The sequence below is a fragment of the Nocardiopsis xinjiangensis YIM 90004 genome, assembly GCF_000341145.1.
Lineage (GTDB): Bacteria > Actinomycetota > Actinomycetes > Streptosporangiales > Streptosporangiaceae > Nocardiopsis > Nocardiopsis xinjiangensis.
Window position 1 is genome coordinate 213,138 of the sequence record NZ_ANBE01000006.1, and the last position, 19,298, is coordinate 232,435.

Consider the following 19,298-nt stretch of genomic DNA (forward strand, 5'->3'; position numbering starts at 1 on the left):
GAGCCGCGCGGGGCGGGGTAAGGGCGCAGGGGCCTCTTCGCCCCGAGGAGGCGACCGGTCTCGTCGAAGGGAACAGCGTGTACAGCGTCACCGTCCGCGACCACATGATGATCGCGCACAGTTTCCGGGGTGAGTCGTTCGGTCCTGCCCAGGCCCTGCACGGAGCCACGTTCGTGGTCGATGCGACCTTCCGCCGCAGGGAGCTGGACAACGACGGGGTGGTCGTCGACATCGCCGAGGCCGCCGACGTGTTGGCGGCGGTGCTGGGCGAGCTCAACCACCGCAACCTGGACGAGGAACCGGACTTCGCCGGGGCCAACACCACCTCGGAGTACCTGGCGCGTGTGGTGGCCGAGCGGCTCGCCGACCGGATCGGGGCCCGGGCGCAGGACCTGGCCGGGCTGGAGGTGACCCTGCACGAGTCGCACGTGGCCTGGGCCTCCTACAGGCTCGAGTGTTGAGTGTGCTCGTGGTGCCCGGGTCCTCGGCCCCCAGCGGCGGCGACGTCTACGACCGGCGCCTGGCGGAGGAACTGCGGGGCCTGGGGCACCCGGTGCGGGTGCTCACCGTGCCCGGTTCCTGGCCCGTGCCCTCGGCGCGGGACCGCCGGCGCCTGGCACGGCTGTTGGAGGGGCTCGCCGAGCGCACCGTTGTGCTGCTGGACGGGCTGGTGGCGTGCGGGGTGCCCGAAGTACTGGCCCCGCACGGGCAACGCCTGCGGCTTGTGGTGCTGGTGCATCTGCCACTGGCCTTGGAGGGCGGCCTGGGCGACACCGAGGCACGCGAGCTGCACTCCAAGGAACGCCGTGCCCTGGGGTCGGCGCGCCGGGTGGTGGCCACCAGCGACTGGGCCCGCCGCCACTTGGAACAGCAGCACGGCCTGTCGGGGGCGGTCACCGTTGCGCCCGGGACCGACCCCGCTCCCCCGGCGCCGGGCACGGACGGGCGTTCGCAGCTGCTGTGTGTGGCCTCGTTGACCCCGCGCAAGGGCCACGAGGTGCTGCTGGCCGCGCTGGCCCTGCTGTCGGCGAGCGGGTGGTCTCTGACCTGTGTGGGGCCAGGCGGGGGCGCCCATGCCGCTCGGCTGCGGGCGGTGGTCCGGGAACACCGGTGGCAGGAGCGGGTACGTTTCCCCGGCCCCCTGAGCGGCGCGGACCTGGAGGAGAGCTGGTCGGCTGCGGACCTGTGTGTGCTGGCTTCGCGCTCCGAGACCTACGGCATGGCGGTGGCCGAGGCCCTGGCTCGCGGCGTGCCCGTACTGGCCACGGAGGCCGGCGGGGTCCCCGAAGCGCTGGGGCGGGCCTCGGACGGCACCCGGCCCGGCCTGCTCGCCCGGCCCGGCGACCCCGCGGACCTGGCCGGGGCGCTGCGCCGGTGGTGGCACGATCCCGGGCTGCGCCGGCGTCTGCGGCATTCGGCCCACCTGCGGCGACAGACCTTGCCAGGATGGAAACGGACGGCCGGGGCGATGGCCGCCGTCCTGGACCGTGAGAGGTGGGCTTGAGCGACACGGAGGGGTTCGCGCCCCAGTGGTTGTCCCTGCGGGAGGACGCCGATGCCGAGGCCCGCGCCACCGAACCGCCCGCCCTGCTGGGCGGCCATGGGGCGCTCGTGGCCGACCTGGGCTGCGGAACCGGGGCCATGGGTCGGTGGCTGGTACCGCGCCTGCCGGGACCGGGCCGGTGGCTGCTCATCGACCGCGACCCCGCCCTGTTGGCCCGGGCCGAACGCGGGGTTGCCGCCCCCGCACGCACCCTGAGAGCGGATTTGGCCGCCCTCGACCCCTCTGACCTGGACGGGGTGACACTGGTGACGGCCTCTGCCCTGCTGGACCTGCTCACCGGGGAACAGGCCGTGCACCTGGCCCGCACGGTCGTGCGGCTGGGATGTCCGGCGCTGTTCGCGTTGACGGTTTCGGGACGGGTGGAGTTCTCGCCGACCGACCCGTGGGACGAGGCGTTCGCCGCCGCTTTCGACGCCCACCAGCGGCGTGGGGGCCGCCTCGGCCCGGATGCGGCGCCCCTGATGGCCGGGGTCCTGCGCGGGTCGGGTCGGCGGGTGCGGTGTTTCCCCAGTCCGTGGCGCCTGGGCCCGCGCCATCCGGGGCTGACCGAGGCGTGGCTGCGCGGTTGGGTGGGCGCGGCCGTGGAGCAGGATCCTGCTCTGCCCGGGCGCGCCTACCTGGAACGGCGCTCGCGTGCACACGCCGAGGGACGCCTGCGCGCGATCGTGCACCACACCGATCTCCTGGCCCTGCCGCCCCGGGCCGCCGAGCGGGGTGGCGACTCTGCCGGGCCGAGGCCGGCGCGCGGTTGAGCCACGGGGGCTCGGGGAGACCGGGGAGCAAGGACGAAGACGTGGTCAGGGGTGTTTGAGCCGGGCGGCCCCACAGGGGGTTTGCCGTCCGCACGAGCGGGATCGACGGGGAGGACCGAGGTGAGCTCCACGGGCGGGAGCTCTGCTGCCCACTCGCGGGGCCGGGCAGCAGAACGGGGGCAGGTGCCGTCCCGGGAGCCCGCTCCGCCCCGAGGGCCGCTGCGGTCCCGGCCGCAGCCCCGGTCCGGCCGGACCGGGGCGTGGCTGCGCGCGGCTGCGGGCACGGCCGTCCTGTTCGCAGTGGTGTGGTGGTTTCCCGCTGAGGCCTTCACCTCCGCCTTCGCCGCCCTCGAACCCTCCGTCCTGGCCTGGGCCCTGGGTGTGGGCGCGGTGACAACGGTGGCCAGCGCGGCCCGGTGGGTCGTGGTGGCACGGTCGGTGGGCCTGCGCCTGCCCTGGGGGCGGGCTGTGTCCGACTACTACGTGGCGGTGCTGCTGAACGCGGTCCTGCCCGCGGGTGTGCTCGGCGACGTGCACCGTGCGGTCGGGCACGGACGATACTGCGGTGACCTGGGGCGCGGGGTGCGTGCGGTGGTCCTGGAGCGTGTGGCGGGACAGATGGTGTTGGCCGGTGCGACGGTCCTGGTCCTGTCCACTCTGCCGACCGCGTTGCTGGGCCCAGGCATGGGAGCGGTGGCGGTCTCGGCCGGTACGGTCACCGCGGTCCTGGCGGTGGGCGCCGTGGGCCTGCGCCTGGGGCGGAAGCGCAGGCCGCGGTGGTGGCGGGCCCTGCGCACGAGCGCACACGAGGCCCGTGCGGGGTTGCTCGAGCGCGGCCCGTCCGTGGTGGTGTTCTCGGTCGCCGCGCTGGCCGGACACGTGCTCCTGTTCCTGGTGGCTTCCTCCGCCACAGGTGTCGAGGCCCGGGCCTCGCAGGTGGTGCCGCTCGCGGTCCTGGCGCTGTTGGCGATGAGTGTGCCGGTGAACGTGGGCGGCTGGGGTCCGCGGGAGGCCGCTGCTGCGGCGGCTTTCGGCGCGGCCGGTCTGGGCGCGCAGGCCGGGGTGACGGTGTCGGTGGCCTACGGTCTGCTCGCTCTGGTGGCGGCCGCGCCAGGGGCGGCGGTGGTGGGTGTGCGCGTCCTCACGGCGTACCTGCCCCGCTCGGCCGGGCGGGCGGGGCAGGGCGGACAGGGCCGTCCTAATGTGGGGCTGCCGTGACAACGCAGCTCTTGGAGGCCTCCTCGTGGACACCGTCCTGTTCGACATGTTCGGCGTCATCGCCCGCACCCAGTCGGCGCCGAGCCGTGCCGCCCTGGTACACGCCTCGGGTGTGGGCCCGGAGCTGTTCTGGGAGTGCTACTGGGGTGAGCGGCAACCCTACGACCGCGGTGAACTGGGCGGCCCGGCCTACTGGCGTTCGGTGGGGCGCCGGGCGGGCACCGAGTTCGACGACCGGCGTGTGGCCGAGCTGATCGAACTGGACCTGGCGAGCTGGTCGCGTGTGGATGAGGAGATGGTGTCCCTGGTCGGCGACCTGTCTGCATCAGGGGTGCGGTTGGGCATGCTCTCCAACATCCCCTTCGAGATCGCCGACATGTTCGAGGCCGACCACGCCCGGATTCTGGAACTGTTCCCGGTGCTGGGCTTCTCCTGCCGGATCGGCAGCGCCAAACCCGAGCCCGAGGCGTTCGGCTGGTGCCTGGAGGGCCTGGGGGTGGCGCCCGGCCGTGTGTTGTTCGTCGACGACACCGAACGCAACGTCGTCGCCGCCCGTGACCTGGGGCTGGACGGGCACCACTTCACCTCTGCCGAAGGGTTGCGCGAGAAGCTGGCCGCGCGCGGCCTCACGACGGGCTGAGCGTCCGCGGCCGCGCCCGGACCCTGTGACCGGATCGGGTTCCGGGTGTGCGCGGCCCCGGGGTGCACAAAGGCGAAGATATTGGTTAGGCTAACCTCACTGGAACCGTCGCCCGTGTGACCTGCCCGGAGGGCCGCCTTGCGCATGCAGTTTCCCCACCACCGCCGGATGATGCGTACCCGTGTGTTGCGCGTCGAACGGACCACCGACAACTTCGTGACGGTGACCGTCCACGGAGCCGACCTGGCCCATTTCGAGTTCCTGGGCAACGACCAGTGCGTGCGTGTGTTCTTCGCCCGCCCAGGACAGGAGCGCCTGACCCTGCCCGAGTACGACGGCGAGGGCTGGTTCCCCCAGTACAAGCAGATGCCCGACGAGGTCCGCCCCTACGTGCGCAACTACACCATGCGCCGCTTCGACCCGGACACGCTCGAGCTGGACATCGAGTTCGTCGCGCACGGGGACGAGGGCCCGGCCTCGGCCTGGGCACTGGCGGCGTGTGAGGGCCAGGAGTTGGGGCTCTTCCCCGAGTGCACCTACTACCTTCCGCCGCCCGAGGCCGACTGGCACCTGCTGGTGGGCGACGAGAGCGCGGTGCCGGCGCTGCTGGCGATCCTGGAGCAGGCCCCCGACGACCTGCGCGCCCGCGTCTACCTGGAGGTTCCCTCCGCCGCGGACGTGCGCCCGGTCCGCACCCCCGCGGGCACGGAGGTGCACTGGCTGCCGCGCCAGGACCCGCACGCGACCCCGGGTCGGCTCGCGCTGCACACGGTGCAGTCCTCCGCCCTCCCCGAAGGGCGCCCGTACTGCTGGGTGGCCGGGGAGAACGGCCTGCCCACGGGACTGCGCCGCACGCTGGTACGCGAGCACGGGGTCCCGAAGGAGGACATCTCCTTCATGGGGTACTGGCGCGAGGGCGTGGCAGCCATCGCCTAGGGTCGTGTTCTTGAATCGTTCCGGGCCCGTATCCACCAGGCCGGACTTCGCGCATCGCCTTGCGAGAGATTTCCTGGACGGCCGCTCGCTGACCCGAAAGCCTTCCGAGAACACCCCTGAGCCCTGGTCACGCGGACCTGCGGACCGGGTTGATCTGGACATACCATTGTTAGGCAAGGCTAAGCTTACTATTCTTCGGTGAGGTCCCCATGANTGCTCCTCACCTCCTGCGCCGGCCAGACCCCCGATCCCGGTTCGGTCGACGGTGAGGCCGCCCTGACCGTGGAGACCGTCCACGGCGACGTGGACCTGCCCGAGGTGCCCACCGACGTGGTCGCTCTCGGGTGGTCGGACGCCGATACCTCCCTGGCCCTGGGTGTGGAACCGGTCGGGGTCGCCGACTGGCTCGAGTACGGCGGCAACGGTCTCGGCCCCTGGGTCGAGGAGCAGGTCGAGGGCGACCCGGTCCAGCTCGGCACCATGGAGCCCAACGTGGAGGCCACCGCTTCCCTGGAACCCGACGTCATCCTCGACACCCGCTCGGACCTGACCCAGGAACGCTACGACATGCTCTCCCCCATCGCTCCGGTCGTGGGTCCGCCGCCCGGTGTCGAGATCACCTACGGCACCACGTGGCAGGAGCAGACCCGCCAGGTCGCCGCCGCCCTCGACAGGCAGGAACGCGGCGAGGAGCTGGTCACCGAACTGGAGGAGCGCTTCGCCGACCTGCGTGAGGAGCACCCCGAGTTCACCGACAGCACCATCGCCGTGGGCGCCTACGACTACGACGGCGGATTCGGCGCCTACGTGCCCGGCGACACCCGCACCGACCTGCTCACCGACCTCGGTTTCGAGTACGACAGCGAGCTCGCCGACAAGGCCGACGGTGCCTTCTACACCGACCTGTCCGCCGAGAACGTGGAAGCCCTGGACGCTGATCTGACCGTGGTCTTCCCCCTGGAGGCGGGCGCAGCCGAGGAACTGCAGAACGACCCGGTGCTGCAGGGCCTGGACTCGGCCCAGGACGGGCGCCTGATCGTGCTCGACGACCAGGACCTCATCGACGCCTTCTCCAGCGGCTCGGCCCCGGGCGTGCACCACGCCCTGGACGGGATCGTGCCCCAGCTGGTCCAGGCCCTGGACCAGTGATCCCCCGCCTGGCCCGACCCCGCCTCACCAGGCACGCAGGTGGTCGTGCAGACGCCGGGCGACCCGCCCCATGAGGGCCTCGGCACCGGGCTGCGCGGCCGCCGGCACCTGCGACTCGGTCAACGCCGCGACCGCCAGCACCTGACCGTCGGCGTGCTCGACCACCCCGATCTCGTGGCGGCAGTTGAGCACGGTCCCGGTCTTGGAGGACCACGTGGCCGAGTCGGAGGCGAAGTCGGGCGAGAGCCGGTGCCGCAACATGTTGGCACCCATGAGGCCGCGTACGTGCGCGGCCACCGGCCCGGCCACCGCCGTCGGCCGCCACAGGGCCTGCAGCAGGTCCACGTAGGCGCGCGCCGACCCCGAACTGGCGTGGGTGACGTCGAGCTGGCGCACCGGGTGCCCGTGCCCCTCGGTGTGCGCGCCGATGGCCAGCTCCAGGGCCAGGTGGGCGTCGCCGGGGTCCAGAGCACGCATAGGGGTACGGCCCACCTCGGCGATGCCGTGGCGCACGGTGATGCCGTGCACACCCACCCGCCTCAGCACCTCGGCGATCCGCTCGGGCGGGGTCAGGTCGAACAGGAGCTGGGCCGCGGTGTTGTCGCTGAGCGCAGTGGCCAGGTAAAGCAGGTCCTCCACGGCGACACGGGACCGGTGGCGGAACCGGCTCAGCCCGGCCGGGCCCGCGACGGTGTCGCGCCCCGGGACCATCTCGACGGTGCGCGCACCGTCGAGCTCACCTTCGTGGACACGTTCGACGGTGGCCAGAGCCAGGGGGATCTTGACCAGGGAGGCCGTCGGGTAGGGCAGGTCCGGCCCCAGGGCGAGCTCCTCACCGCTGTCCAGGTCCCGCACGAGGAAGGAGCCGCGCAGTCCGCCCTCCTCCAGCACCTGTTCGAGGTCACGCACCAGCGCGCGTTCACGCATCGCCTCCCCCTTCTTCCGCCCGGGCACCCAGGCAGCGGCCCAGCGCCCCGGTCAGACGGTCGCGCACCCGCGCGCCCGCGTCGTCGTCGGCCCCCGCCAGAAGATAACCGCGTTCCAGGACGGCATCGCGCACGGGCAGCCAGTCCAGGGACAGCTCCCGGGCCTGGTGGGGTGAGCACAGCAACAGGTCGTCGCGGGTCAGGACCTCGGTGAGCGCGGCGGCCACGGTCGGGGCGAGCGCAACCTGGCCCGGACGCAGGCCCACGGCGTCGCGCACCCGGACGAGCCGGTCGCGTACGTGCGGAACGTCGTCCTCAGGGGTGATCCACACGCGCCGGCCCGGGCCCTCGATGTGTTCGCGCCCCACACGCAGCGATTCCATGCGCACCCCGCGCGTGTGCGGTGGGTGGGTCCCGGCCAAGCCCAGCGCCACCACCCAGGTGGCCTCGTCGGCGGGCACGGTCTCCAGGGCCAGCCGGACCTGGTGGGTGTTGAGCTGGGAGCGGCGTTCGGCTCGGGCCACCGGGCGCAGGTCCAGGTGGAGCCCGTGGCCGCGTGCCTCGGCGTCCAGATGGGCCAGGTCCAGGGTGGTGCACACGTCGGGCACCGCCAGGGAGACCGGTCGGCGCAACGCGCGCTCGGCCTCCTCCCCCAGGTCGTCGGCGAGGGCGACCAGGCGCCGGGCGGTGGGCAACAGATCGCGGCCGAACACGGTGAGCTGGGCCCGCCGGGCGGCACGGTCGAACAGGGGCGCACCCAGGTGTTCCTCCAGTGCGGCCACCCGGCGGCTGGCGACGGGTTGTCGGACCCCGGCGGCGGCCGCGCCGAGGGTGAAACTACCGCGCTCGCCCACGTGGACGAACACTCTGCACGCACCGACCAGATCCATGAACGGTGATTATACCGAAGACGCATGGAAAAGGCGGTTTCGGTCTTGGACCGCATCACGGATGCTGGAGCAGACTCCTGAGTGTCCCTGTCGAGGCGCCCGTCCCCGGTGGCGGCCGCCCCGCGAACCCAGGAGGAACTCCATGTCCACACCCGCCCTGACACGCCCCGCGGCCGCCCTGGCCGCGACCCTGGCCCTCGTCCCCCTGGCCGGGTGCGGCACCGGGCAGGCCTCCCCCGCGGCCGCCCCCTCCTCCGATCCGGCGGCCGGGGCCGAGGAGGCCTTCACCGGGCTCGAGGAGGAGTACGACGCCCGCCTGGGGGTCTACGCGCTCGACACCGGCACCGGCCAGGAGGTCGAGTACGGTGCCGACGACCGGTTCGCCTACGCCTCCACCTTCAAGGCCCTGGCCGTGGGCGCGCTGCTGGACCAGCACGGGGCGGAGGTCCTGGACGAGAGGATGGATCTGTCCGAGGAGGACCTGCTCGAGTACGCGCCGATCGCCGAGGAGTTCCTGGGAGAGGGACGCACGGACATGACCTTGCGCGAGGCCTCCGACGCCACGGTCCGCTACAGCGACAACACCGCCGGGAATCTGGTGTTGGAGCGGTTGGGCGGTCCGGAGGGGTTCCAGGAGGCGCTGCGGGAGATCGGTGACGACACCACCAACGCCGACCGGTGGGAACCGGATCTGAACGAAGCCGTCCCCGGCGACGAACGCGACACCAGCACCCCGCGTGCAATGGCCCAGAGCCTGCACACCTACGTGGTGGAGAAAGAGACCTTGGCCGAGGACGAACGCGAGTTCCTCACCGACCTGCTGGTGCGCAACACCACCGGTGACGACCTGATCCGGGCCGGGGTGCCCCAGGACTGGGAGGTCGGCGACAAGAGCGGCGGGGGCCGATACGCCACCCGCAACGACATCGCGGTGGCCTGGCCGCCCGAGAGCGACCCGGTCGTGATCGCGGTCATGTCCAGCCGCGAGGAGGAGGAAGCCGAGTACGACGATGCTCTGGTGGCCGAGGCCACCGAGGCGGCCGTCGAGGCTCTGGACTGAGTCCGGGCCGGCGGTGCCCGGCGCCCCGCCGGCGGGCGGGAGGGCCGGGCACCGGTCAGTTCCGTACTGCGTGTCCGTACTCGGCGGCGATCTTCTCCACCGGGGGCTCGCCGAACCGGTCCACCATCCCTTCGAAGAGCGCGGCCTTGTCCGTGCCGAACCGGCTCACCTTCTGCGTGTAGGCGCGGGCGGTCAGGAACGCCGGCGGGTCGGACTTGCTGTGGAACTTGTCGGCGTACATGAGGACCTCCTCCTCCAGTGTGCCGGGGAGGTAGTCGGCCGGCGGGATCGGCAGCGCCTGGGTGCGCACGTCGTGCTCGGTGATGCCGGTGCCGGTGTGGCAGGAGCAGAACCGGCACAGCGCCTCGGGCATCCCGACCCCGGCCAGCAGTTCGTGGCCCAGCACACCGTGGCGCACGTACTGGGTGTGGTCGAGCCGTCCGGCACCGTCGAAGAGCCGGTACACCCCGATGTCGTGCAACAGAGCCCCCGCCCTCACCAGGTCCGCGTCCAGGGGCTGGAGGGAGGGGGCGGCCGCGATGACGTGCTCGGCCAGGTCGCACACGATGCGGCAGTGGGTGTACACGAGGTCGAAGGCCTCGCGCGAGGGCGCGTGCTCGGCGTGCAGCGCGCGGATCTCGTCGTCGGTGGGTACCTGCATACCGGGCAGACTACGCGCGAGCGGGCGGTGCTCGTGGACCGCCCGGGGCGGTGGGGCCCGGACGGTCGGGCCCCGCGCGGCCTCAGCCCTCGTTCTCCCGTTCGGCGGGTTCGGCGAAGGTGCCGTCCTGCACCATCCCGTAGGCCTCGTCCCCGGGACAGGAGGTGGAGACGAAGTCACGGTGGCCCAGGACCGCGCCGTCGATGCTGCTGGCGGGTTCCATGAGCCATTCGCGCAGTTGGCGCACCGCGTTGATCTGTTCGGGGGTGATGGTGTCGTTCGGTCCGGTGGCCAGGGTCACCGAGTAGTGGGTGGTGTTGCCGCCGGGTTGGGCGGCCTGGGCACGGAAGGGCCCGCGCCCCTCCATGACGTTGCCGTGCGCGCAGGCCATGAAGGAGTTCCCGGTGAAGTGGACCGTGCCCTCACGGCGGGCCAGCCAGGTGCCGTTCGGCGTGGTCGGACACCAGATGTGGCCGTCGTAGGCCTCGCGGGTGGTGGTCAGCTCTTCCTGGACCCCGACGGTGGTGCGGGTACCCGAGCGCACCGACCACAGCCCGTCCGTGTGCCGAAGAGTGCTGGAGCGCCCGGCCAGGGCCGCGGCGAACTGGAAGGCGTCGGCAGCCGCGCGGGAGTGCCGGCCCAGGTCGGGGGCGAGCGCACCGACCGTGTTGAGCAGCAGGTCGAGCTGGGCGCGGGTGAGCGATCGCAGGAACGCGGGATCGGGCACGCGGTCGGGCGCGTGGCGTTCCAGGACCTCGGTGGCCTCGGCGGAGATCCGGAACTCGGTGTGGTCGCCCTCCCGGGTCTCCTCCCAGTGGGAGGGTGCGATCACCAGATCGTGCAATGCGGCGCGCAGCCGTGCTGCGGTGTGCAGATCGGTGTCGGCGGGCCGGGGGTCGGCCCAGTACCAGGACACGGCCTCCACGAGGGCGTCGGTCCACTTGGCCTCGCCGGGCAGGTCGGCACAGGGCGCGGCCAGTGGCAGCCGGTCGGTGCGGGTGAGGGTCGCGGTGGTGGCCCAGCGGCGGACGGTGGCCGGGGGCAGCGGGCGATGGAGGCCTTCGGTGCGTTCGACCGGCCAGCGGTGCTCGGAGGTGGTCAGGGAAGAGTGGTCCTCGCCCTGCATACGCAGGAGGGTGCGGGGCATGGCCGGGAAGACGTTGACGGCCTGGATCGGCTGCCACTGGGACATACCGGTCTCGTGGTCAAGGGTGAGGACGGTGTCGCCCTCTCCGATCTCACGGAAGGTGCGCCACCCGTCCCCGGTGAGGATCTCGGTGGCCTCGTCGACGCAGTACCCGATGTCCACCCAGCCGCGGGAGGGGCCGGTGTGGAAATCGCGGGTGTTGTCCCAGTAGGCCTCGCAGGAGCTGTGTTCCTTGTCGGCCAACCCTTGGTCGGCGCTGTCGTAGTGGACGACCAGGCCGTCCTTGGGGTCGGCCGGGTCGGCCGGTGAGTAGGAAGGCCAGCCCAGGTCGGACCGCCACTGGAGTTTGTCTGGTTCGGGCATGTGGATCGCCCCTTCGGGAGGACGGGATGATCGGTCACTGGCACGAGCCGGGGGACGGGGAGTGCATACTGTGTTCTACCCACTCCGTCCGGTGATACTCGCTGTGGGTGGGGCCCGTCACGGCCCCCGATACCGATACCCGGTTGGGGCATATAAGGTGGCCGCATGCCGAGGCAGGGGAACACGTCCGACGCAGGGGGCCGCACGGGTCCCGTGTGGCTGAAGCTGCTCCTGATCCCTCTGCTGCTCTTCGGGTTCTCGGCCATGCACACGCTGGGCCACGCCGACAGCGACGGCCACGTACCGGTCTCCGCGGTCACCGCGGCCTCCGCCCCGGATGAGCACACGAGCGGCGAGCAGAACGCCGCCCCGTGGGTCGAGCAGGCCGCCGAGAAGGGCCTGCCGGACCTGGACCCCACCGACACGTGCCCGACAGTGAGCGGGTTCCCCGTGCTCACCCCGGGGGCAGCCACGACGGTGGTCACCCCCTGGCCCCAGGCGCCGCCGCGACGGACGGCCCCGCTCCGCACCTTCGATCCCTCCGGCGTGGAGGCCGAGAACAGACCCTGCCTCGCCGCCCTGCAGATCCTGCGCATCTAGATGCCGCGCGGCCCCGCCGCCCCGACCGGGGCGCGGCACCGCCTGCGCACACACCGCAGAAGATCCGAAGAGGGAGACCACGACCATGATCACGTTCAAGCACGTCCTCAACGGTGCGGCCGCCGCACTGGGCGCCGCCCTGGCCCTGACCGCGTGCGGCCAGGCACCCGGGCAAGCCCCGTCCGGCGCCGACTCGGCCGAGCAGGAGCAGCACAACGAGGCGGACGTGGAGTTCGCCCGGATGATGATCCCGCACCACGAACAGGCCGTGGAGATGGCCGACCTGGCCGAGGACCGCGCCGGCGACGAGGTCGGGGAACTGTCGGAGGAGATCCGCGGCGCCCAGGGCCCCGAGATCGAACAGATGCAGCAGATGCTGCAGGACTGGGGCGCGGACTCCGGCGAGGACATGGACCACAGCGGCATGGAGGGCATGCTCTCCGACGAACAGATGGAGGAGCTGGCCGCCAGTGAGGGCGAGGAGTTCGACACGCTCTTCCTGGAGCTGATGATCGAACACCACGAGGGCGCGGTCGACATGGCCGGGACCGTCCTGGAGGAGGGAACCGCCCCCGAGGCGCAGCAGCTGGCCGAGGAGATCGAGCAGGCCCAGCAGGAGGAGATCGAGCAGATGCAGACCATGCTCGGCAAGGAGCCCTCCGGCGAGGACAGCGACGAGAACCACGGCACCGGGGACGACGGCGACGAAGGCCACTGATCCCGGTCCCTGCCCACCCGCGGGGCCCGTCCGTACCACCACTCGGTGCGGGCGGGCCCCTGTCGGCCCCGACCGAACTGGCACTGGGCCGCGCAGATGTCCTATACTCACGCACGATGTCTGGTACCGCCCGTTTCTTGTGCATGGCGCTCATCTCCATGTCACTCACGAGCACCGATGACGGCCTCTGTCGCCGCCGGTGCCGCACCGCCGTGCGCTGACGGACCCGACTCTTCTCCCGGGCCCCGCGCCCCTGCCTTCCGAAGCGGCACCGGCTGACCCCCGGATCCCGGCCCTTTTCGGCGCGCCCGCGCCCCTTCACCTTCGTTTGGACACCATGTCTGCTCAACCCACATTGCCTGCCGAACCCACCGGTTCGGTGGACAATCGGGGCTCCTCGGCTCTGGCACTGAAGTGGCACCCGGCCCTGTCCACTCCACCACCGCAAGCCCCCGAGGCCGAACCGGTCCGCTGGTGGCCCCTGGGCATCGCTCTGCTGGGCGCCCTGGGCCTGTCGGCCTTCGTCTGGTCCGAGCACGGCGCCCTGCCCGCCGTCCTGCTCCTGTTGGGCACCGGCCTGGGCTTCACCCTGTTCCACTCCCGGTTCGGTTTCACCTCGGCCTGGCGCCAGTTCATCGCCGTGGGCAACGGCAAGGGGCTGCGCGCGCACGCGATCCTGCTCGGCGCCACCGCGACCCTGTTCGCCCTGGTCCTGGGGACCGGGACCGGATTGTTCGGCAACGAACCCTCTGCGTCGGCCGGACCGATCGGCATCGCTCTGTTCGCCGGCGCCTTCCTGTTCGGCGTCGGCATGCAGCTCGGCGGCGCCTGCGCCTCGGGCACCCTGTTCACCGTCGGCTCGGGCCAGTCGGCCATCGTCATCACACTGCTCGGTTTCATCACCGGTTCGGTGATCTACAGCGCCGCCTGGCCGTTGGTCAACGACCTGCCCGAGGTCCCGGCAGTGCTGCTCTCCGACCACGTGGGCTGGTTCGGCTCCTGGGGCATCACCATCGCCGTGCTGGCCGCGGTCGTGCTCATCACCCGCATGGTGCAGAACCGCCGTGTTCCGCCGCCCACCGGTGCCCCGCCCTCGGCCCAGGGCCTGGCGCGTGTGCTGCGCGGGAGCTGGCCGATGATCGTCGGCGCCCTGGCGCTGGCGGTACTGGGCGCGGCCGTCCTGGCGGTCTCGGGCAGCGCGTGGGGCATCACGTCGGCGTTCAACCTGTGGGGCGCCAAGTTCCTGCAGCTCATCGGCTTCCACCCGGAGACGTGGGCGTTCTGGTCCCAGCCCGGCCAGGCCGAGCAGCTGGCCGGCCCGATCCTGCAGGACCGCATCAGCCTCACCAATATCGGCATCATCCTGGGCGCCGCCGTGGCTGCGGGCGCGGCCGGCACCTGGAAGGTGCACACCGGACTGAGCTGGAACGTGGTCGCGGCCGGCCTGCTCGGCGGTGTCCTGATGGGCATCGGCGCGCGCCTGGCGGGCGGCTGCAACATCGGCGCCTACCTGGCCGGGATCGGTTCGGGCAGCCTGCACGGGTGGCTGTGGGCGTTCTTCGCCCTGGCCGGGACGTGGGCCGGCCTGCATGCACGGTCGCTGTTCGGGCTGGGGGTCCCCAAGCCCGGCGACAGCGCCTGCTGACCGCCCAGCGCGAGCTGATCGAGCCAGCGGCAGGGGAGGGGGNGCCAGGCGGGACGGACCAGGTGGCACAGGAGCCCGTGGTCGAGGACCTCGTACGCATCGGCGCGGTCGGTGCGGGCCTTGTGCTCGGCCCGGTGCAGCCGGATGCAACCGGTGGTGGAGGGGGTGGCCGAGCGGGGGTCCTGGCCGTGGACACCACGCGCTGCGGTTTCGGGGAGACGTCGGTGCGCGGCCTGGTACTGGGGTATGGCTCAGTCGACACCGCTGCGTTGGAGTGGGGGCGCGATGTGCTGGAGAGACTGCTGAGGGATATGACAGGTAACGTCACGTGAGGAGAAGTTCATCCTGGTTTACAACGGATGCCAGATCCGAACGAGGGTGTCACCGAACCGCGACCACAGGGACCCGCGTGACCTGGACAATGGAGGCAACATGACAAATGGGGGATTCCGTGGTGCAGGGGCGCCGGACAGCGCGTGACCTTTACGACGTAGATACTTTGCGGTGCGAGGGGGAAAGAGCACTCTGATGCATGCCACGTCGTCCCGGGTCCGCTTCGATCACGAGTTCACACTGCGCCCCATGCACGGCAACGCGGGTTTCGAGCGTGCGTTGCTGCGCCACTTCCACGAGCAGGGGTGGGAGGGTGCACCGCGTCTGTACGGCCGCGACCACGAGAACCGCCTCATCCACGGTGCACTGCGCGGGACCGCCGTCCACGACGACCGCCACCTCCCGGACGCATACCTGGAAGAGGCCGCGGCCCTGGTCCGCGATTTCCACGACCTGACCGCGGGCACCCGCTTGGCCGGGAACTGGGAAGTGGCCTGCCACAACCAGCTCGCCCCGCGGCACACCATCAGCCAGAAGGGCCTCCCTTACGCCTTCGTGGACTGGGAGGCGGCCGCCCCGGGGGTGCGCCTGCACGACGTGGCCGACCTGTGCTGGCGATTCGTGGACCTGGGCCCGGGCGCCGAGGACCCGTTCCGGCGCGTGCGGCTGATCTGTGACGCCTACGGGCTGGACCAGCGCCAGTCCCTGATCGAGACCATCATGGCCCGGCAGGACCGCTACCGGCGCATCGTGGAGTCCGGCGCCCACCGCGGGGACCCGCGCATGCTCGCCCAGTACCAGGACGGCGAAGCCGAACAGGTGGGCCACCGCCTCATGTGGATCCGCGAGCACCAGAGGGACCTGGCGGCCGAACTGACCTCGTCAATCACCCGTGGCTGAAGCCACGGGCTTGCGGACAGGCGCCCACCTGGCCGGTAGGCCTCTCCTGCCGCGTGCACCTGCCGCGGCCCGGCGGGCACCACCCGCGGACGGGCGGCGGCACACCGCCGGCGGCCGACCGGCCCCCGGCCCCCTCCGGAGCCCAGCCCCTGCCCGTGCCAGGATGCGCCCATGGACCTGCAGCACATCTCCGTGCCCACCGGCGACGGTGTGCATCTGCACTGCACCCTGGGCGGGCCGAGCAGCGCTCCCCCGCTCCTGGCGGTGCACGGCGGCCCCGATTGGGACCACTCCTACCTCCTGGATCCGCTCACAGAGCTCGGTCGACGGCGCCTGATCCTGCCCGATCTGCGCGGGTGCGGGCGCTCCTCCCCCGCCCCGTGCAGTTTCGCCGCAGCCGCCCGCGACCTGGCCCGGCTCATCACGCACCTGGGCCTGGAAACCCCCGACCTGCTGGGGTTCTCGACCGGTGGCCAGGTGGTGCAACGCCTGGTCCTGGACCACCCCGGCCCGTTCGGGCGGGTGATCATGGCCTCCAGCACCCTGTGGCCGGTCACCGACGCCGACTTCGGCACCTGGCCGGAACGCGAGCACCGACGCGCGGCCGAGAACCGCGTGTGGGCAGAGCCCGGCCCCGCCACGCCCGCGCTGGTCGGGCGGGCCGCCCGGGCCGGGGCGCCCGCCAACGTGTGGCGCCAGGATCGGATCGCCCACTATCGGCGGGTACTGGAACGTGTGCACTGGTCCGCGCACTGGCTGCACGCACGGCGCGCCGGACGGTCGGACTCACCGCGCCCGGCGCACGGGCCGCAGCGCCTGGCCGAGGCGGAGGCCGCCTGGCTCTTCCTCCACGGGCGCCAGGACATGGTCTTTCCCGCGCACTTCGCCGAGCGTGCGGCGGCCCTGCTGCCGCGGTCCCGGGCTCTGGTGTTGGACGGTGCGGGACACATGGCCCATGTGGACCGGCCCGAAGCCTGGACTGCCGCAATTGAGGCATTCCTGACGAAACAGGAATGAACACCATGAGACTCATCCGACACACGCGCCCCAACCTTGCGTAGAACTCTTGCCAACGCGGCGAAGATCGTGAAGGTTTTCTTCTGAGCCCACCCGGCATGAACCGAGCGTGCTTGAATACTCACACTCGGCAATGTCCCGGCCCCGCTCGCTGGAGCTTTCGCAAAGGAGCCATGTTGGCGCACACGAACCGGAACCGCCCACGCCGGGCACACACCGTTCCGATCCCCCGCACCGCACTCGTGAGCGGTGCCCTGGCCGCCGCACTCACCGCCTCGTTCCTGCACGCCCCGCAAGCCCTGGCCGCGCCCGAGGAGCCGCGCGCCCAGGAGTGCGACCCCGTGGAGGAGGCCCCGCCCAAGCGCCAGATGCGCGCGGAGTGGATCGCCGGGGTGGAGAACATCGACTGGCCCACCGAACAGGGCCTGAGCGCAGAGGAGCAGCAGGCCGAACTGGTCGAGCTCTACGACGGGGCCGTGGACCGGGGCCTGAACTCCGTCATCGTCCAGGTACGCCCCACCGCCGACGCCTTCTGGCCCTCCCCTCACGAACCGTGGTCGGAGTGGCTCACCGGCGAACAGGGCGGCGACCCCGGCTACGACCCGCTGGAGTTCGCCGTCGAGGAGGCGCACGAACGCAACCTGGAGTTCCACGCCTGGTACAACCCCTACCGCGTGGCCATGCACGAGGACCCCACGCGCCTGGTCGAGGACCACCCGGCCCGGCAGAACCCCGAGTGGACCTTCTCCTACGGCGGACAGCTCTACTACGACCCGGGTGTGCCCGAGGCGCGCGAGTTCGTGATCGAGGCGATGATGCACTCGGTCGAGAACTACGACCTGGACGGGGTGCACTTCGACGACTACTTCTACCCGTACCCGGTCGGGGGAGAGGAGATCCCCGACCAGGAGACCTTCGCCGAGCACGGGGAAGGCTTCGACGACGTCGCCGACTGGCGGCGCGACAACGTCGACACCATGGTCCGCGAGGTCGGTGAGGCCGTGAACGCCACCAAGCCGCACGTGAAGTTCGGCATCAGCCCGTTCGGGATCTGGCGCAACTCCGCCACCGACCCGGCGGGTTCGGACACCAGCGGCATGCAGTCCTACGACGAGCAGTACGCCGACAGCCGCAAGTGGGTCACCGAGGGTTGGCTCGACTACATCAACCCGCAGATCTACTGGAACATCGGTCTGGAGGTGGCCGACTACTCGGTGCTGGTTCCCTGGTGGGAAGAGGTCGCCGCGACCACCGACACCCACCTCTACATCGGCCAGGCCGCCTACAAGGTCGGGGAGGAAGAGGGGCCCTGGACCGAGGACCCCGGTGAACTCTCCGCACACCTGGACCTCAACCGGGACCACCCGGGCGTGCACGGCGACGTCTACTTCAGTGCGACCTCGCTGCGCACCAACGCCCAGGAGGCCTTCGAGACCGTGCAGCGCGAGCACTACGCGCACCCGGCACTGGTGCCGGTGGCCCCGGACCTGGGCGGTGAGTCCCCGCCCGCGCCTTCCGTGACCAGGACCGCGCCGGTCGAGGAGGACCTGGAGCTGGACCTGACCCCGGCCAAGGGTTCGGAACCGGCCTACTACGCGGTGTACGCGGTCGAGGGCGTGCCGGAGGGGAAGCCGGTCTGCGGCATCGACGATGCACGCAACCTGCTGGGGACCGTGCGCGCCGGCGAGGACGGCACGGCGACGTTCACGGTGCCGGGCGCCGAGGGTGGGTACACCTTCTACGCCACCGCACTGGACCGTCTGCACCACGAGAGCGGCGCGAGCGAGCCGCGCTACCTGCCCTGATCCGCTCCCGGGCCGGGCCGGGGCGCGCCGCGTTCCGGCCCGGCCGTGGGACTCCCCCGCCGACGTCTGATTGGGGGCCCGCCCGAACGGTTACGAATCGGGCATGAGCCATCAAGATCCACACAGGTCCGAGGACCCCGTCAACGCCGAGGCACAGGACTGGGACGAGGCGGGTGTTCCCGAACAGGAGGACGCCACCGAGGACGAGGCCCTGCCCGGTGACCGGGAGGATTCCACGTTCTTGGAGCAGGAGTACGCCGACTCGGCCGAGGAGCGCGATCCCTTGGACGAGGCGCTGATCCGAGAGGAGCCGGAGGCACCCGAGGCGCTCGGCAGCACCGCGCCGGACCGGGGCCGCGCCCCGGCCGGACAGGGGCAGGAACCGGAACCCGGGGTGGTCGGGCCCGGCCCCGGCGGCCCCGAGGAGAAGGCCCTGCGGCAGGAGGAACAGCTCCGGCAGGAGGACGAGGGCGGGCGCCCCGGCGAGTGAGCGGCGCCCGCGGCACCGGACTCAGAACTCGCGGGACTCCAACACGCAGAACTCGTTGCCCTCGGGATCGGCCAGGACCGTCCAGGGCTCCCCGCTCTGCCCCACGTCGACCCGGCGCGCACCCATCTGTTCCAGGCGGGCGATCTCGGCGTCGCGGTCGTCCTCGACGTGGGCGGCCAGGTCCAGGTGCAGGCGGTTCTTGACCTGCTTGTCCTCGGGCACGGGCACGAAGACCAGCCCGGGGTTGCCACGGTCCCACTCCTGTATGGTCATGGGCTCGGCCTCCAGCCACGGCGGGATGAGGACCGATCCCTCCTCTTCCTCGAAGATCAGCCGCCAGTGGAGGACCTCGGCCCACCAGCGTGCCTGGGCGTGGTGGTCGCGGCAGTCGACCACGGTGGTGTACCAGCGCAGTGCCATGGGGGCTCCTTCGGTGAGGCCTCGCGGGCGGGGCAGGTGTTCGGACCCGCACCACTGTAGGAGC

21 protein-coding genes are annotated in these 19,298 nt (G+C 71.8%); 16 read left to right on the forward strand and 5 right to left on the reverse strand.

Translation table 11 applies throughout. The features are described 5' to 3' along the window. The first annotated feature begins 77 nt into the window (after positions 1 to 77). The 7 genes from D473_RS0104155 (at position 78) to D473_RS24170 (ending at position 6,259) form a co-directional block, all read left to right on the forward strand. Complete coding sequence (locus D473_RS0104155; RefSeq protein ID WP_017607831.1) at positions 78 to 461, forward strand: 6-pyruvoyl trahydropterin synthase family protein; 384 nt, start codon at positions 78 to 80, stop codon at positions 459 to 461. 2 nt (positions 462 to 463) lie between these two features. Beyond that, entirely contained in the window at positions 464 to 1,504 is a 1,041-nt protein-coding gene (locus tag D473_RS0104160; protein ID WP_017607832.1) for a glycosyltransferase, read from the forward strand. Beyond that, complete coding sequence (locus D473_RS0104165; protein WP_017607833.1) at positions 1,495 to 2,316, forward strand: class I SAM-dependent methyltransferase; 822 nt, start codon at positions 1,495 to 1,497, stop codon at positions 2,314 to 2,316. Before D473_RS0104160 ends, D473_RS0104165 begins: the two co-directional genes overlap by 10 nt. A gap of 120 nt (positions 2,317 to 2,436) precedes the next feature. Then, the gene (locus D473_RS24165; protein WP_241474703.1) at positions 2,437 to 3,534 is read left to right on the forward strand and encodes a lysylphosphatidylglycerol synthase transmembrane domain-containing protein; all 1,098 of its coding nucleotides are present in this window, start codon (positions 2,437 to 2,439) and stop codon (positions 3,532 to 3,534) included. Between the two features lie 25 nt (positions 3,535 to 3,559). Further along, positions 3,560 to 4,174 (forward strand): HAD family hydrolase, encoded by a 615-nt coding sequence (locus D473_RS0104175; protein WP_017607835.1) that lies wholly within the window; start codon positions 3,560 to 3,562, stop codon positions 4,172 to 4,174. Between the two features lie 144 nt (positions 4,175 to 4,318). Further along, positions 4,319 to 5,110 (forward strand): siderophore-interacting protein, encoded by a 792-nt coding sequence (locus D473_RS0104180; RefSeq protein WP_017607836.1) that lies wholly within the window; start codon positions 4,319 to 4,321, stop codon positions 5,108 to 5,110. 276 nt (positions 5,111 to 5,386) lie between these two features. Further along, positions 5,387 to 6,259 (forward strand): iron-siderophore ABC transporter substrate-binding protein, encoded by an 873-nt coding sequence (locus D473_RS24170; protein WP_394296756.1) that lies wholly within the window; start codon positions 5,387 to 5,389, stop codon positions 6,257 to 6,259. 24 nt (positions 6,260 to 6,283) lie between these two features. On the opposite strand, the gene D473_RS0104190 is transcribed toward D473_RS24170, so the two are convergent. Both D473_RS0104190 and D473_RS0104195 read right to left on the reverse strand, forming a co-directional pair. Then, complete coding sequence (locus D473_RS0104190) at positions 6,284 to 7,186, reverse strand: serine hydrolase (RefSeq protein WP_017607838.1); 903 nt, start codon at positions 7,184 to 7,186, stop codon at positions 6,284 to 6,286. After that, positions 7,179 to 8,075 (reverse strand): LysR family transcriptional regulator, encoded by an 897-nt coding sequence (locus D473_RS0104195; RefSeq protein WP_017607839.1) that lies wholly within the window; start codon positions 8,073 to 8,075, stop codon positions 7,179 to 7,181. The genes D473_RS0104190 and D473_RS0104195 overlap by 8 nt, the downstream gene beginning before the upstream one ends. Positions 8,076 to 8,217: 142 nt before the next feature. On the opposite strand from D473_RS0104195, the gene bla reads away from it, so the two are divergent. Beyond that, entirely contained in the window at positions 8,218 to 9,135 is a 918-nt protein-coding gene (bla, locus tag D473_RS0104200) for a class A beta-lactamase (protein WP_017607840.1), read from the forward strand. Between the two features lie 55 nt (positions 9,136 to 9,190). Here the strand turns inward: bla and D473_RS0104205 are convergent, their stop codons facing one another. Together D473_RS0104205 and D473_RS28345 are read right to left on the reverse strand one after the other, a co-directional pair. Next, positions 9,191 to 9,796: an HD domain-containing protein gene (locus tag D473_RS0104205; protein WP_017607841.1), complete on the reverse strand. Its 606-nt coding sequence runs from the start codon at positions 9,794 to 9,796 to the stop codon at positions 9,191 to 9,193. Positions 9,797 to 9,878: 82 nt separating this feature from the next. Further along, positions 9,879 to 11,306: an N-acetylmuramoyl-L-alanine amidase gene (locus tag D473_RS28345; protein ID WP_017607842.1), complete on the reverse strand. Its 1,428-nt coding sequence runs from the start codon at positions 11,304 to 11,306 to the stop codon at positions 9,879 to 9,881. 165 nt (positions 11,307 to 11,471) lie between these two features. Here D473_RS28345 and D473_RS0104215 point away from each other — a divergent pair, with 165 nt between their 5' ends. The 8 genes from D473_RS0104215 (at position 11,472) to D473_RS0104250 (ending at position 18,814) form a co-directional block, all read left to right on the forward strand. After that, positions 11,472 to 11,906: a DUF6153 family protein gene (locus tag D473_RS0104215; protein WP_152436758.1), complete on the forward strand. Its 435-nt coding sequence runs from the start codon at positions 11,472 to 11,474 to the stop codon at positions 11,904 to 11,906. Positions 11,907 to 11,991: 85 nt separating this feature from the next. Further along, the gene (locus tag D473_RS0104220; protein ID WP_017607844.1) at positions 11,992 to 12,624 is read left to right on the forward strand and encodes a DUF305 domain-containing protein; all 633 of its coding nucleotides are present in this window, start codon (positions 11,992 to 11,994) and stop codon (positions 12,622 to 12,624) included. A 337-nt stretch (positions 12,625 to 12,961) separates the two neighbouring features. After that, positions 12,962 to 14,269, forward strand: a complete 1,308-nt coding sequence (locus D473_RS0104225; RefSeq protein WP_026126591.1) for a YeeE/YedE family protein — start codon at positions 12,962 to 12,964, stop codon at positions 14,267 to 14,269. A gap of 62 nt (positions 14,270 to 14,331) precedes the next feature. After that, complete coding sequence (locus tag D473_RS28495; protein ID WP_017607846.1) at positions 14,332 to 14,601, forward strand: hypothetical protein; 270 nt, start codon at positions 14,332 to 14,334, stop codon at positions 14,599 to 14,601. A 196-nt stretch (positions 14,602 to 14,797) separates the two neighbouring features. Further along, positions 14,798 to 15,502 (forward strand): protein kinase family protein, encoded by a 705-nt coding sequence (locus D473_RS0104235; RefSeq protein WP_017607847.1) that lies wholly within the window; start codon positions 14,798 to 14,800, stop codon positions 15,500 to 15,502. Between the two features lie 171 nt (positions 15,503 to 15,673). After that, positions 15,674 to 16,519: an alpha/beta fold hydrolase gene (locus tag D473_RS0104240; RefSeq protein ID WP_017607848.1), complete on the forward strand. Its 846-nt coding sequence runs from the start codon at positions 15,674 to 15,676 to the stop codon at positions 16,517 to 16,519. A gap of 173 nt (positions 16,520 to 16,692) precedes the next feature. Then, positions 16,693 to 18,324 (forward strand): glycoside hydrolase family 10 protein, encoded by a 1,632-nt coding sequence (locus D473_RS0104245; RefSeq protein WP_017607849.1) that lies wholly within the window; start codon positions 16,693 to 16,695, stop codon positions 18,322 to 18,324. 103 nt (positions 18,325 to 18,427) lie between these two features. Next, positions 18,428 to 18,814, forward strand: coding sequence for a hypothetical protein (locus D473_RS0104250; RefSeq protein WP_017607850.1), 387 nt, complete (start codon positions 18,428 to 18,430; stop codon positions 18,812 to 18,814). A 21-nt stretch (positions 18,815 to 18,835) separates the two neighbouring features. Here the strand turns inward: D473_RS0104250 and D473_RS0104255 are convergent, their stop codons facing one another. Next, the gene (locus D473_RS0104255) at positions 18,836 to 19,234 is read right to left on the reverse strand and encodes a VOC family protein (protein ID WP_017607851.1); all 399 of its coding nucleotides are present in this window, start codon (positions 19,232 to 19,234) and stop codon (positions 18,836 to 18,838) included. Between the last annotated feature and the right edge of the window lie 64 nt (positions 19,235 to 19,298).

Bases quoted from the DNA above. Each gene is read 5' to 3' on its own strand.
- D473_RS0104180 (WP_017607836.1), top strand. From the start codon at position 4,319: ATGCAGTTTCCCCACCACCGCCGGATGATGCGTACCCGTGTGTTGCGC.
- D473_RS0104190 (WP_017607838.1), bottom strand. From the start codon at position 7,186: ATGCGTGAACGCGCGCTGGTGCGTGACCTCGAACAGGTGCTGGAGGAG.
- D473_RS0104195 (WP_017607839.1), bottom strand. From the start codon at position 8,075: ATGGATCTGGTCGGTGCGTGCAGAGTGTTCGTCCACGTGGGCGAGCGC.
- bla (WP_017607840.1), top strand. From the start codon at position 8,218: ATGTCCACACCCGCCCTGACACGCCCCGCGGCCGCCCTGGCCGCGACC.
- D473_RS0104205 (WP_017607841.1), bottom strand. From the start codon at position 9,796: ATGCAGGTACCCACCGACGACGAGATCCGCGCGCTGCACGCCGAGCAC.
- D473_RS28345 (WP_017607842.1), bottom strand. From the start codon at position 11,306: ATGCCCGAACCAGACAAACTCCAGTGGCGGTCCGACCTGGGCTGGCCT.
- D473_RS0104215 (WP_152436758.1), top strand. From the start codon at position 11,472: ATGCCGAGGCAGGGGAACACGTCCGACGCAGGGGGCCGCACGGGTCCC.
- D473_RS0104220 (WP_017607844.1), top strand. From the start codon at position 11,992: ATGATCACGTTCAAGCACGTCCTCAACGGTGCGGCCGCCGCACTGGGC.
- D473_RS0104225 (WP_026126591.1), top strand. From the start codon at position 12,962: ATGTCTGCTCAACCCACATTGCCTGCCGAACCCACCGGTTCGGTGGAC.
- D473_RS0104235 (WP_017607847.1), top strand. From the start codon at position 14,798: ATGCATGCCACGTCGTCCCGGGTCCGCTTCGATCACGAGTTCACACTG.
- D473_RS0104240 (WP_017607848.1), top strand. From the start codon at position 15,674: ATGGACCTGCAGCACATCTCCGTGCCCACCGGCGACGGTGTGCATCTG.
- D473_RS0104245 (WP_017607849.1), top strand. From the start codon at position 16,693: ATGTTGGCGCACACGAACCGGAACCGCCCACGCCGGGCACACACCGTT.
- D473_RS0104250 (WP_017607850.1), top strand. From the start codon at position 18,428: ATGAGCCATCAAGATCCACACAGGTCCGAGGACCCCGTCAACGCCGAG.
- D473_RS0104255 (WP_017607851.1), bottom strand. From the start codon at position 19,234: ATGGCACTGCGCTGGTACACCACCGTGGTCGACTGCCGCGACCACCAC.